General features: G+C 70.0%; 10 protein-coding genes. 6 read left to right on the top strand and 4 right to left on the bottom strand.

Going from position 1 to position 13070, the window contains the following annotated elements; all coding sequences use genetic code 11:
* The first annotated feature begins 14 nt into the window (after positions 1-14).
* Positions 15-2246: an AAA family ATPase gene (locus ELQ40_RS17675; protein ID WP_127795388.1), complete on the top strand. Its 2232-nt coding sequence runs from the start codon at positions 15-17 to the stop codon at positions 2244-2246.
* Between the two features lie 24 nt (positions 2247-2270).
* On the opposite strand, the gene ELQ40_RS17670 is transcribed toward ELQ40_RS17675, so the two are convergent.
* On the bottom strand, positions 2271-3605 hold the full coding sequence (locus ELQ40_RS17670) for an MFS transporter (RefSeq protein WP_127794872.1): 1335 nt from the start codon (positions 3603-3605) through the stop codon (positions 2271-2273).
* 51 nt (positions 3606-3656) lie between these two features.
* Here ELQ40_RS17670 and ELQ40_RS17665 point away from each other — a divergent pair, with 51 nt between their 5' ends.
* The 4 genes from ELQ40_RS17665 (at position 3657) to ELQ40_RS17650 (ending at position 9372) form a co-directional block, all read left to right on the top strand.
* The gene (locus ELQ40_RS17665; protein ID WP_127794871.1) at positions 3657-5216 is read left to right on the top strand and encodes a carboxylesterase/lipase family protein; all 1560 of its coding nucleotides are present in this window, start codon (positions 3657-3659) and stop codon (positions 5214-5216) included.
* 142 nt (positions 5217-5358) lie between these two features.
* Complete coding sequence (locus ELQ40_RS17660) at positions 5359-5823, top strand: aromatic ring-opening dioxygenase LigA (RefSeq protein ID WP_127794870.1); 465 nt, start codon at positions 5359-5361, stop codon at positions 5821-5823.
* Positions 5824-6125: 302 nt separating this feature from the next.
* A complete protein-coding gene (locus tag ELQ40_RS17655; protein ID WP_127794869.1) occupies positions 6126-8300 on the top strand; it encodes a cell wall-binding repeat-containing protein in 2175 nt (724 codons plus the stop codon).
* A 22-nt stretch (positions 8301-8322) separates the two neighbouring features.
* Positions 8323-9372: a zinc-dependent alcohol dehydrogenase family protein gene (locus tag ELQ40_RS17650; RefSeq protein WP_127794868.1), complete on the top strand. Its 1050-nt coding sequence runs from the start codon at positions 8323-8325 to the stop codon at positions 9370-9372.
* Positions 9373-9426: 54 nt separating this feature from the next.
* Here the strand turns inward: ELQ40_RS17650 and ELQ40_RS17645 are convergent, their stop codons facing one another.
* Entirely contained in the window at positions 9427-9933 is a 507-nt protein-coding gene (locus ELQ40_RS17645; RefSeq protein WP_127794867.1) for a MarR family winged helix-turn-helix transcriptional regulator, read from the bottom strand.
* A 199-nt stretch (positions 9934-10132) separates the two neighbouring features.
* Here ELQ40_RS17645 and ELQ40_RS17640 point away from each other — a divergent pair, with 199 nt between their 5' ends.
* Positions 10133-11491 carry an MFS transporter gene (locus ELQ40_RS17640; RefSeq protein WP_127794866.1) on the top strand — a complete coding sequence of 453 codons (1359 nt, stop codon included), beginning with the start codon at positions 10133-10135 and terminating at the stop codon, positions 11489-11491.
* 51 nt (positions 11492-11542) lie between these two features.
* Here ELQ40_RS17640 and ELQ40_RS17635 read toward each other — a convergent pair whose 3' ends face one another.
* Positions 11543-12289, bottom strand: coding sequence for a DUF2510 domain-containing protein (locus ELQ40_RS17635; RefSeq protein WP_127794865.1), 747 nt, complete (start codon positions 12287-12289; stop codon positions 11543-11545).
* Positions 12290-12397: 108 nt separating this feature from the next.
* Positions 12398-12994 carry a nitroreductase family protein gene (locus ELQ40_RS17630; protein ID WP_127794864.1) on the bottom strand — a complete coding sequence of 199 codons (597 nt, stop codon included), beginning with the start codon at positions 12992-12994 and terminating at the stop codon, positions 12398-12400.
* Positions 12995-13070: the final 76 nt, after the last annotated feature.

The raw sequence follows: 13070 nt of genomic DNA, 5'->3' as shown, positions 1-13070 counted from the left end.
TATCCGTGGCCAACATGCAGGGCGCGCCGAGCTCGCAGGAGGAGCAGAAGTCGGCGCTCGAACAATACGGCGTCGACCTGACGGCGCTCGCGAAGTCGGGCAAGCTCGACCCCGTCGTCGGCAGGGACGCCGAGATCCGACGGGTCAGCCAGGTGCTCACCCGTCGCACCAAGAACAACCCGGTGCTCATCGGCGAGCCGGGCGTCGGCAAGACCGCCGTCGTCGAAGGGCTCGCGCAGCGCATCGTCGCGGGCGACGTCGCCGAGTCGCTCAAGGGCAAGCGACTCATCTCGCTCGACATCTCCGCGCTCGTCGCCGGCGCGATGTACCGCGGCCAGTTCGAGGAGCGACTGAAGGCCGTGCTCAAGGAGATCGACGAGTCCGAGGGCGAGGTCATCACCTTCGTCGACGAACTCCACCTGCTGATGGGTGCGGGCGGCGGCGAGGGCTCCGTCGCGGCCTCGAACATGCTGAAGCCCATGCTCGCGCGCGGCGAACTGCACCTCATCGGCGCGACCACGCTCGACGAGTACCGCGAGTACATCGAGAAGGATGCCGCGCTCGAACGCCGCTTCCAGCAGGTCTACGTCGGCGAGCCCAGCGTGGAAGACACCGTCGCGATCCTCCGCGGGCTCAAAGGCCGGTACGAGGCGCACCACGGCGTCACCATCACGGACGCCGCGCTCGTCGCGGCCGCGGCCCTGTCGAACCGGTACATCACCGCGAGGCAGCTGCCCGACAAGGCGATCGACCTCGTCGACGAGGCGATGAGCCGGCTCAAGATGGAGATCGACTCGTCGCCCGTCGAGATCGACCAGCTCAAGCGCGAGGTCGACCGCATGCGCCTCGAGGAGCTCGCCCTCAAGCGCGAGAAGGACGACGCCTCGCGCGAACGCCTCGCGAGGCTGCGCGAGACCCTCGTCGACAAGGAGCGCGAGCTCGCGGGTCTCGAGGAGCGCTGGGCGCGCGAGCGCCAGGGCCTCAACCGGGTCGGCGAGCTGAAGAAGCAGCTCGACGAGGCGACCACGCAGCGCGACCTGGCGCTTCGCGCCGGCGACTACGCGAAGGCGTCGAAGCTCGAGTACGAGACCATCGCCCAGCTCCAGCGCGACATCGTCGCCGCCGAGCAGGCCGAGGCCGAGCCGACCGAGCCGCGCATGGTCAACGAGCAGGTCACCGACGAGGACATCGCCGCCGTCATCTCGGCATGGACGGGCATCCCCGTGGGCCGGCTCATGCAGGGCGAGAGCGAGAAGCTGCTGCACCTCGAGCAGGAGCTCGGCCGCCGGCTCATCGGCCAGAAGCCCGCGGTCGCCGCGGTCGCCGACGCGGTGCGGCGCTCGCGCGCCGGCCTCAGCGACCCGAACCGGCCGACCGGGTCGTTCCTCTTCCTCGGCCCGACCGGCGTCGGCAAGACCGAGCTCGCGAAGGCGCTCGCCGAGTTCCTCTTCGACGACGACCACGCCATGGTGCGCATCGACATGTCGGAGTACGGCGAGAAGTTCTCCGTCTCCCGGCTGGTCGGCGCGCCCCCGGGATACGTCGGATACGACCAGGGCGGCCAGCTCACCGAGGCGGTGCGGCGACGCCCGTACTCGGTCGTGCTGCTGGACGAGGTCGAGAAGGCGCACCCCGAGGTGTTCGACGTGCTGCTGCAGGTGCTCGACGACGGTCGGCTCACCGACGGCCAGGGGCGCACGGTCGACTTCCGCAACGTGATCCTGATCCTCACGTCGAACCTCGGGTCGCAGTACCTGATCGACCCGACCCTGTCGTGGGACGAGAAGGAGCAGGCGGTCATGCAGACCGTGCGCCAGTCGTTCAAGCCCGAGTTCGTCAACCGGCTCGACGACCTCGTCGTGTTCTCGGCGCTGTCGGAGAGCGAGCTCGCCGAGATCGTCAACCTCTACATCGACCGGCTCGCCGCGCGCCTCCACGAGCGACGCCTCGAGCTCGGCGTCACGCCCGACGCGCGCGCCTGGCTCGCCGAGCGCGGGTACGACCCGCTCTACGGCGCCCGGCCGCTGCGACGCCTCATGCAGAAGGAGATCGACGACCGCCTGGCGCGGGCGCTGCTGTCGGGCGAGATCCGTGACGGCGACTCGGTCGTCGTCGGCCTCGCGCCATCGGGCGACGCGCTCGTCGTCGAACGGGGCGAACCGGCGGGGCGCCCGACGACGGATGCCTCGGGCGACACGACCGAAACCGACGACGAGGTGATCGAGGCCGAACTGCTCGACGACTGAGCGAGGCCGAGCGCGCGCCCGGCCTCAGGCCCGGTCGTCGCCGGTCGGCTCGGCGAGGCTCCTCGTCTCGTCGGCGTCCGCATCGGCGTCGCCTTCGACGAGCACGCCGTTCACCTGCGGGCTGATCCGGCGCTCGAGCGCGATCGCGAGCACGACGATGCCGAGGCATCCGGTCACGATGACCGCGATGAACCAGCCGTCGAGAGCGTGGCCGAGCAGGAGGCCGGCGGCGATCGGTCCGGTGATCGCGCCGGCCTGGAACGCGGCCGAGCTGACCGCGTTGTACCGGCCGCGCGTGCGGTCGGTCGCGAGGTCGTTCACGACCGCCGGCACGGTCGGCTGCAGCATGGTCTCGCCGAACGCGAAGACGCCCATGAACGCGAGCACGCCCACGACGGCGGCGACCGAGCCGGGCAGCAGCCCCGCCCCGCCGAGGATGAGCCAAGCGACCGCCCAGACGAGTGCCATGACCTGCATCACCCGGGTGCGCCGGTGGCCGCGGATCAGTCGCAGCACCGTGAACTGCAGCAGCACGATCACCGCGGTGTTGACCGCGAACGCGAAGCCGACGACCTGCGTCGAGACCTCGGCGACCTGCCGTGCGTACGCCGGGAAGCCGGCCTCGAGCTGGCCGTAGCCGATGAACATCGCGAGGAACGTGAGGCCCGTCAGCCACAGGACCGCGGGGCGCCGGAGGATCTCGCGGTAGCCGATCGCGGGAGCCTCGCCCCCGCCCTCCGCATCGGCTGCGACGTGGGTGTGCACGTGGCGGAGCGGTCCGAGCAGCAACGCCATCGGCGCCAGGCAGGTCAGTGCATCGATCAGGAAGATCGTCGTGAAGGTCGCGGGGTCGTCGGCGTTCACGAAGAAGCCGCCCACGATGCCGCCGACGCCGATGCCGAGGTTCACCAGGGCGAAGTTCACGCCGAAGTACTGCTGGCGCAGGTCGCCGTCGACGACCGTCGCGATGAGCGCGTTGATCGCCGGGAACGAGACGCCGAAGTTCACGCCGATGAGCACCAGCCCGACGGCGGCGACGACCGGAACGGTCGCGAACGCCAGGACCGTGCAGCCGACGATCATGGACGCGAGCCCCGTGAGCAGCACGGCACGCGCGCCGAAGCGGTCGACGAGGGTGCCGCCTGGACCCGTGACGATGAGTCCGACGACCGCGATGAGGCTCATCAGCACACCCGACACGCCGAGGTCGAAACCGCGCGCCTCGTGCAGGTAGATGATCGTGAACGGCAGCGTGAGCCCGCGCCCGAACGTCTGGATCACCACGGTCGACAGCAGCCATCTGCCCTCGGTGGGCAGTGCTCGCCAGAAGCCGCGCATGGAGGTGGTCACTCGCCTCATTCTGGCCCAGCCCGCCGACAGCCGTTCACCACGGCCGGTTAGGCTGCGCGCATGCTCGTGGGGGGCGCGGTACGCGCGGGCGGCCTGATCGTCGAGACCGGTCGGGGCGCCGTCCGTGGCGTGCGCGCCCCCGGGCTGCGGCGGTGGCGGGGCATCCCGTATGCGGCGTCGACGGCAGGTGAAGCCCGGTTCCGTTCGCCCCGTCCCGCCGAGGGATGGGACGGCGTTCGCGATGCGACGCGGTTCGGACCCGTCGCGCCGCAGCACCGCCGCGGCCAGTTCATCGGCGCGGCACCGCACCTGCCGCGCAGCGAGGACTGCCTGAGCCTCAACGTCATCGCCCCCGACGGTGAGCCGCCGGCAGGCGGATGGCCGGTGATGGTCTTCATCCACGGCGGCGCCTACAGTGTCGGGTCGTCCGGCGAGTACCCCAGGCAGGGCGAGCGCCTCGTGCGCGCGCACGGCGTCGTCTACGTGAGCTGCAACTACCGCCTCGGGGCGCTCGGATGGCTCGACCTGCGGGCGTACTCGCTGCCGGGGCATCCGTTCGAGGTGAACGTCGGCCTGCGCGACCAGGTCGCCGCGCTGCAGTGGGTGCGCCGCGAGATCGCGCGCTTCGGCGGAGATCCCGACCGCGTGACGCTCTTCGGCGAATCGGCGGGCGCGAACTCGGTGACCACGCTCATGACCGTGCCGGCCGCCGAGGGGCTGTTCCGTCGCGCCATCGCGCAGAGCGCGCCGCCGAACGCGGTCTACCTGCCCGAGACCGCCGGTCGTTGGGGCCGCGACCTCGTGCACCAGCTCAGCGAGATCGTGGATGCCGACGACGTCGAGAGCGAGTCGACCGAGGATGCCGGACTCATGCTCGCGACCGCCGACCCGATGCAGCTCGCCGCCGCGACCACCGCGCTCACCGTGCGCACGCCCGACGAACAGCCCGGCACGATCGCGCTCGCGCCCGTCATCGACGGCGACTTCCTGCCCCACCGGCCGCTCGACGCGTTCCGCGACGGACTCGCGCACCGGGTGCCGCTCATCATCGGCACGAACGACCGCGAGGGATCGCTGTTCGAGGGGCGCATCGGGATCCTCCCCACCACGAAGCCGCGCATCCGGGCGATCTTCGCGAACACGAGGAAGAAGGCCCGAAAGCAGATCAAGCAGCAGTACCCCGGCCTGCCCGAGCGGCGCCCCGCCGCCGACTTCGGTGGGGACTTCACGTTCTGGTACCCCAGCGTGAAGCTCGGCGAACGGCACTCGAGGTACGCGCCCACCTGGTTCTACCGGTTCGACGCGGCGCCCCGAACCGCGCGGCTGCTCGGCCTCGACGCGACCCACGGGCTCGAGCTGTTCGCGCTCTTCGAGAAGTTCGACACCCCGGTGGGTGTCGCGCTCACCGTTCTCGGCGGCCGACGGATGTTCCGGGCCGTCGGCCGGCGGATGCAGGCGCACTGGGCGGCGCTCGCCGAAGACGGCGCACCGCTCGCCGATTGGCCCCGGTACGACGAGGCGCGCCGGCTCACGCTCCTGTTCGACGAGGTCGATCGCGTGAAGGCCGACCCCCGGCGGCGCAAGCGCCTCGCGTGGCAGGCGTTCGTGCCGCACGTGTGAGGCGGTGGCCGCGCGCGTTCCGCCCACTCGAGGTGCCCGTGGCGCGGTCGACCCGGCGCGGCTCCTTCCGCCCGAGACATCCGGGCCGCTAGCGTGACCGGAGGGGGCCCGCGACGGACGGGTCCATGTCTGGGGGGACGACATGACCGAGCAGTTCGAGACCGGGGGATCGACCCTGAGCCGCGGGCAGGTGAACTTCGTCCGCCTCACCGGGCTCGCCGCGATCATCGGCGGCATCCTGATGGTCGTCGTGGCGATCATCGCGTGGACGGCGGTGACGACCCAGCTGTCCGCCGAGAACATCACGATCCCCGACGACGCGGCGTGCTGCGCCGGCCAGCAGGTGAACGGGCCCATCGGCGCCTACGTGCAGGCCGACATCATCAACCACCATGCGCTCGAGGCCGCCGACGGGAAGACCTACGCCGAACTCGAGCAGGACGACCCCGTGCGGGCTACCGTCGCCGACGCGTCGTTCCTGCGCGCCTCGCTGTTCACCTCGGTCGTCGCCTACGGTGTCGCGCTGATGGCCGCAGGCGTCGGTCTGCTGTTCGTGCTGATCGGTTGGGCGCTGCGGATCGTGGTCAGGCCGATTCCGAAGGACTAGGGCGGGAGCTGCCGATCGTCGTACGGTTCGCCTGACGGCTCGGTGCAGTTGAGGCTGCCGGCCGGATGGGCTAGCACGCACTCTGTCGCTCGCTATCAGGCTGTGTTGGCGAAACGTTCAGGGAACCGTGAGATATTGAGTCGCTTCCGTCAGTAGGGGTACGGCCACGAGTACGCCGTTTCGACTAGCCGGACAAAAATGTCGGCTGGTAGGAGCCTGGGCCGCTGCTTCGGTCCACACGCTGCGAGGCAGCGTTCAGCCGCTGAACGCGGACCGAGTGATCGTGAGGAGTGGTACGGCAGATGGTTGCAAATCGTGGGGTTGTTGCAACGCTGACAGGGCTGGCCCTGGCCATCGGTATAGCCGTCGGCTCACCTGCCCCCGCAATCGCGACGACAACCGGTTCGATCTCAGGAACGGTGACAGTCCCTGATGGAGCATCTCCCGAAACGGTCTACGTCGGGTTCTGGGGACCGAATCGCTTTGCCGGAACCGCCTCTGTGGGCGCGGACGGTTCGTTCGCGATGAGTGGACTGGCGGCGGACACGTACAGGCTCGAGTTCGCAACCGGAGACAAGCGTGTCGCGCCCGAGTGGTGGGAGGATGCGCGAAGCGGCGGCAGCGCCACACCAATCGTGGTTGCCGCTGGGCAAGACGTCACCGGTATCGATGCGTCCTTGGCTCTCGCGGCAACGATCTCAGGCACGGTAACCCTCCCTGAGGGGGCCGATCCGGCGCAGGCGTCGGTAAGTTCCGAGACGCGCGTTGATGGAAGCGTAGGCTCGACGGCGGTCGCTGCTGACGGAACGTTCACGCTCCGCCAACTCAGCCCTGGACCACACAAGCTCTTCATCAGGTACGCCGGGGACGAGGACGTCGCTGATGCGTGGTGGGATGGCGCGGTGAGTGAATCCGCCAGCGCACCCGTAGTTGTTTCCGAAGGTGGCGCCGTGGAAGATCTGAATGCGAGCCTGGCCCCGGGAGCGAGGATCTCTGGCAAGGTCACCATCCCGCCAAGGGATACGACGACGACGTGGGGAACCACTTTCAGCGTCGGCATTGTTGATGCTGAGACCGGGGAGGTAACGGGTTCCGAGCGGACTATGACGTCGCCAGACGGGTCCTATGAGATCTCAGACCTCGCGCCGGGGAATTACAAGGTCGCCTTCTACTATGACAGCCAGATTCGTGAGTGGTGGGACGATGCCGCAGACATCGGCTCCGCGCGCCCGATCTCACTCAATGCGGGGGAGGTGCGGACTGCGGTCGATGCGAGACTGGATGCGTTGGTTTCGCTCCCGGAGCCCGTGTTCACCGAGGCGACTTGTAGTTCGCTGGCGAATCTGAAGCTGGGGGACTTCGAGCACGGCACATGGTCGTGGACCAGGGCCGACGGCCCTATGGGCAGTGGCGACTCATTTGATGGCGAACCGGAGATGCTCAAGTTCGGGGCGGCGTATACCGTGACCGCCAATTTCGACGAAGGCTGGGGAACGACCGGCCTGTCGACCTGGCGACACGTGTTCCACGAACCGAGCGGATGCGACGGCAGTACGTCGGGTCGTGTGTCGCGTTTGGAGGGTGTGGATCGGTTTGCGACTGCGGTCGAGGCGTCGGAGTCGGAGTTCGCGGCGGGTGTCGACGTGGTGTACATCGCGAATGGGTTGAACTTCCCGGATGCGTTGGCTGCGGGTCCGGTTGCTGCTGCGAATGGTGGGCCGGTGTTGTTGGTCGCGCCGTGGTTCGTTCCGGACGTGGTGAAGGATGAGTTGGAGCGGTTGCAGCCGAAGAGGATCGTGGTCTTGGGTGGTGAGCCTTCGGTGAATGCTTCGGTCCTCACCGAACTCCGCGGGTTCACGTCGGGTCGTGTGTCGCGTTTGGAGGGTGTGGATCGGTTTGCGACTGCGGTCGAGGCGTCGGAGTCGGAGTTCGCGGCGGGTGTCGACGTGGTGTACATCGCGAATGGGTTGAACTTCCCGGATGCGTTGGCTGCGGGTCCGGTTGCTGCTGCGAATGGTGGGCCGGTGTTGTTGGTCGCGCCGTGGTTCGTTCCGGACGTGGTGAAGGATGAGTTGGAGCGGTTGCAGCCGAAGAGGATCGTGGTCTTGGGTGGTGAGCCTTCGGTGAATGCTTCGGTCCTCACCGAACTCCGCGGGTTCACGTCGGGTCGTGTGTCGCGTTTGGAGGGTGTGGATCGGTTTGCGACTGCGGTCGAGGCGTCGGAGTCGGAGTTCGCGGCGGGTGTCGACGTGGTGTACATCGCGAATGGGTTGAACTTCCCGGATGCGTTGGCTGCGGGTCCGGTTGCTGCTGCGAATGGTGGGCCGGTGTTGTTGGTCGCGCCGTGGTTCGTTCCGGACGTGGTGAAGGATGAGTTGGAGCGGTTGCAGCCGAAGAGGATCGTGGTCTTGGGTGGTGAGCCTTCGGTGAATGCTTCGGTCCTCACCGAACTCGAACAGCACGTATCGGCGCCGTAGGCGGCGCCGTAGGCTCGATGGCATGCTCGCCACCGTCATCCACGCCGCCCGTGACATCCGTCTCGACGAGGTCGCCGACCCGGTGCTCTCGAGTGGCCGCGACGCGATCGTGAAGGTCGTCGCCGCGTGCGTGTGCGGTTCCGACCTGTGGCCGTACCGCGGCATCCAGCCGACCGACGAGCCGCACCGCATCGGCCACGAGTTCGTCGGGGTCGTCGAGGCGGTCGGCGACGAGGTCGACCTGATCGCGGTGGGCGACTTCGTCATCGCGCCGTTCTACGTCTGCGACAACACGTGCGTCAACTGCCGCAACGGGGTCTCCACGTCGTGCCTGCACGGCAGTTGGTGGGGCGGCGACGACCGCTTCGGCGGCTTCGCCGACGGCGGCCAGGGCGAACGCGTGCGGGTGCCGCTCGCCGACGGCACGCTCGTGCCGGTGCCCGGCCCCGTCGAGGACCACGAGGTGCCCGGGCTGCTCACCCTGGCCGACGTCATGGGCACGGGGCACCACTCCGCGGTCTCAGCCGGGGTGGCCGAGGGCAGCACGGTCGCGGTGGTCGGCGACGGCGCGGTCGGGCTCTGCGCGATCATCGCCGCACGCCGGCTCGGGGCATCCGTGATCATCGCGATGTCGCGCCACGCCGACCGCCAGGCGCTCGCCCGCGAGTTCGGCGCCACCCACGTCGTCGCCGAGCGCGGCGACGCCGGCGTCGCCGCGGTACGCGAGCTCACCGGCGGCATCGGCGCCGACCACGTGCTCGAGTGCGTCGGTACCAAGGAGTCGATGGACCAGGCGATCCGGTCGGCGCGCCCCGGCGGCATGGTCGGGTACGTGGGCGTGCCGAACGGCGGACCTGAGCTGCCCGTGCGCCGCCTCTTCAACAGCAACGTCGGCGTCAACGGCGGCGTCGCACCCGTGCGCGGATACATCGAGGAACTCCTGCCCGACGTACGCTCGGGAGCGATCAACCCGGGGCGGGTGTTCGACCTCGAGCTGCCCCTCTCCGAGGTCGCCGAAGCGTATGCGGCGATGGACGAGCGCCGCGCGATCAAGGTGCTGCTGCGGCCGTAGGGAACGCGTACCCGAGGCGGCATCCGGTGGACTGCCCCACCTCAGCCCCGAGGCTCACGCCTCCACGTCGTCGAGCCGGGCGATCACGACCTCGAGGAGGCGTGCGAGCTCGGCCCGCTCGGCGTCGCTGAGGTCCTGCAGCACGTCGGTCTCGACGACGTCGGAGCCGCGGATCGCGACGCTGAACAGCTGCCAGCCGTCGTCGGTGAGGTTGACGAGCACGCGCGTGCGGTTGTCGGCGTCGGGGGTCCGTTCGACGAGACCGCGCTCGGCGAGCTTGTCGAGCCGGTGCGTCATCGACGACGGCGCGACGTTCGTGAGCTCGGCGAGTTGGCTCGGCGTGAGCGATTCGCCGGCCTTCGCGAGCGACGTGACGACGGCCCATTCGCCGGCGGTGACGTCGAGGTCGACGAGCTGCCTGGCGTACCAGTGGTCGAGCTTCTTGGTGAGGCTCTGCACGGCGGTGATGACCCGCTGCACCGATTCCTCGCCGCCCGCCTTGACGTAGGTCGCGACCGCGCGGCGGTACAGCTCGGGCGTGCTCGGGGTGTGTCGGGCCATGCGGCCATTCTCCCACGGTTTCGAATGCTAATATTTCGATATCAAACTATTCGTTGTCGAACGAAGCACGCCGCACGCCAAGCGGATCACCTTTTCAGGACCAGAACGGTCATGGCCCCGCATGCGGGCTGTGGCGGGTCTGGTCCTGAAAACGTCCGTGGGCGTGCCGTGATACACCCGCCCCCGGAAGGAGCACCCCATGCGCGCCAGACTGCTGATCCTCGCCTCCGCCATCGGCATGCTCGGCTGGGGAGCGGTGCTGCCGTACCAGTACGCGTACGCCGCCGAGACGCGAGAGTGGGGCGCACTCGTCGCCGCCGGGGCGTCCTCGCTGTTCGCCGTCGGCGCGCTCGTCGCCGCACCGATCGCGGGGCGCCTGAGCGACCGGTTCGACCCCGTGCGGGTCGCGGTCGTCGCGCAGCTCATCGGTGCAGCCGGCGTGGGTTCACTGATGTTCGTCGATGACCCGACGCTCTTCCTCGCGGGCATGCTCGTCTTCGGGCTGGGCCTCGCGGGCGCCGGCCCTGCCAAGCAGGTGCTCGCGCTGCGCTGGTCGTCGAGCGACGACCGCCGCAAGGTGTTCGCGTACAAGTTCACGGGCGAGGCGCTCGGCATGGCCGTCGGTGCGTTCATCGCAGGGCACCTGGTCGACCTCGGCACGGCCGACGGCCTCGACCTCGGGTTCGCGATGGCTGCCGCCGGATTCGCGGTGTCGACCGCGATCATCGCGCTCGCCGGACGCGGTCCGCGCGGCGCGCGGGCGATCGAGCCCGGCCTCGAGACGTCGGCCATCGCCGCCGACCTCCGGGCCGAGGACGCACGGGATGCCGGCACAGGCGCCCCGCGCGGCGTCGTTCGTGCGATCCTCACCACGCCGGCCCTGCGCTGGACGGCGGTCGTCACCGTCACCCTCGCGCTCGGCTTCTACGCGCAGTTCGAGTCGGGGCTGCCCGCCTACGCGCTGACCGTGCTCGACGTCGACGCCACCGCGATCGGCACCGCCGCGGCCGTGAACTGCATCGTGATCGTCGCCCTGCAGGTGTTCATGGTCCGGCTCACCGCGAGGTACAGCGCGCCGTCCCTGCTCATGGCGGTGGGCGGCATCTGGGTACTCTCGTGGCTCGTGCTGTCGGCCGCGCCGCTGGCGCCCGGCGTCGCCTCGGCGCTGTTCGTGATGACGTACGGCATCTTCGCCGTCGGCGAGACGATGTACAGCCCGGTCCTGCAGCCGCTCACGGCGCAGCTCGCCCCGCGCGGCATGGTCGGGCAGACGCTCGGCACGATCACCGCGTTGCAGACGTCGTTCTCGGCGGTCGGGCCGCTGGTCGCCGGCGTCATGCTCGGCGCCGGGCTCGCCGACCTGTTCCTCGGCGCGCACGTCGCGATCAGCCTCGTCGCGGTGTTCGCCGCGTGGCGGATCAAGCGCGCGCTCGCGGCGTCCGCGGCAGCGGGCGCGCCCGGCGCGACGGAGGCATCCGTCGCGCCGGAGGCATCCGCTCGATCGACGGATGCCCCGCGCGCCGAACCGCCGACCACGCCGGTGACGATTGCGAGCTGAGCCGGGCGGGCTGAGCCGCGCGAGCTGAGCCGCGCGACCGACGCCGCGCGATCAGCTCGGCGTGATCGCCGCAGTGAACTCGAATGCCGCGATGATGAGCCAGACGGCCCACAGGGCCGCGATGACGAACGAGACGACGGCGACGCCGATCGCCGCCCACATGGGACCGTACCCGCGACCCGACTGGCGGTGGACGACGACCGACCGACCGATCGGGTAGACGAGCGGGGTCAACACCAGCGCGATGAACGACCAGGCCCAGTGGAATCGGCGCGGGTAGCCGAGTCGCCCGAGCGCCGCGTAGTCGAGGTAGGAGAACCACACCACGGCGCCGAGCGCGACGTACGACAGCGCGGAGAGCACGAAGAACCAGGGGTCGATCGTCATCAGTCGGTACGGGACGAGCGGATCGCCTCCGACGAAGCCGAAGTCGGTCGGGAACAGCGTCGACGGGTTCACGGCGAGCAGGCCCAGCAGGTTGAGCAGCGGCAGGAAGACGACCAGCCAGATCCAGACCGTCGAGACCGGGGTGCCGTCCGGCACGGATGCCTCGGGCGCCGCGCCGTACGGCGGTGCCGCGCCGTACGGTGGCGCCGCGCCATATGGTGGTGCCCCGCCGTACGGCGGTGCCGCCAGGTAGGGCGGGCCTGCGTCGTACGGTGGTGCCGGCGGCGCGGTGGGGGCATCCGGCGCGACATGGTCGGTCCAGGCGTTGCCGTCCCACCAGCGCAGGCCACCGGTTCCGCTCGGATCGGGGTACCACCCCGCGGGGATCGCAGGCGTCGCTCCGTCGGTCATCCGGGCCTCCTTCGGGTCCCGGTCATGCTATCGATGGCCGGTGACTCGACCGATGGGCCGAACGGGTGGCCGCGGCGGCGATCGCGCTCGGGCCGTCGTCGCGCGCGGCTACGCCGCCGAGATGACCAGCTCGCCGAGCGGCTTGCGCACGCGCGGGGCGACCTCGCGCTCGCGGAGCACGTCGGGCAGCGCCGCGGCGTCGCCGACGACGCCGATCGCGCTGATCGAGACGATCTCGAGCGAGTCGTCGAGCGCGAAGTCGGCGCGGAGGCGCTCGGCGTCGAAGCCGCCCATCTGGTGGGTGTGCAGTCCCTCGTGCTGCGCCTGCACGCTCAGGTGCGCGACGGCCTGGCCGAGGTCGTAGCGAGCCCACGGGCGGGGTGCGTCGCGCTCGGGGTCGACGGTCTCCGCGAGGTTCACGATGAGCACGGCGGCCGAGTCGGCCCAGGCCTGGTTGAAGCCCGCCAGGGCGTCGTGGATCCGCGTGAAGGCGTCGGTGCCGCGTCGCGCGACGATGAAGCGCCACGGCTGCGTGTTGTTGGCCGACGGCGCCCAGCGCGCGGCCTCGAGCACGGTGCGGAGCGTGTCGTCGTCGATGACGGCCGACGGGTCGAACGCCCGCGGGCTCCAGCGCTCGACGAGCGCGGAGATGAGCGGTGCCTCGGTCGCGGCGTGACGGCTGGCGGGATCGGTGATGAGGGTCATGATGCTCCCCGGAGATGCGGATGCGGTTCCGGGGCTCCGTCGTCCCGCTGTACCTCCATACGAACACATGAAGCTG

It is taken from the genome of Agromyces sp. LHK192 (genome assembly GCF_004006235.1).
In the GTDB taxonomy this organism is placed as follows: Bacteria; Actinomycetota; Actinomycetes; order Actinomycetales; family Microbacteriaceae; genus Agromyces.
Note: the sequence above shows the minus strand (reverse complement) of the source record. Positions and strands in the feature narration are given on the sequence as shown.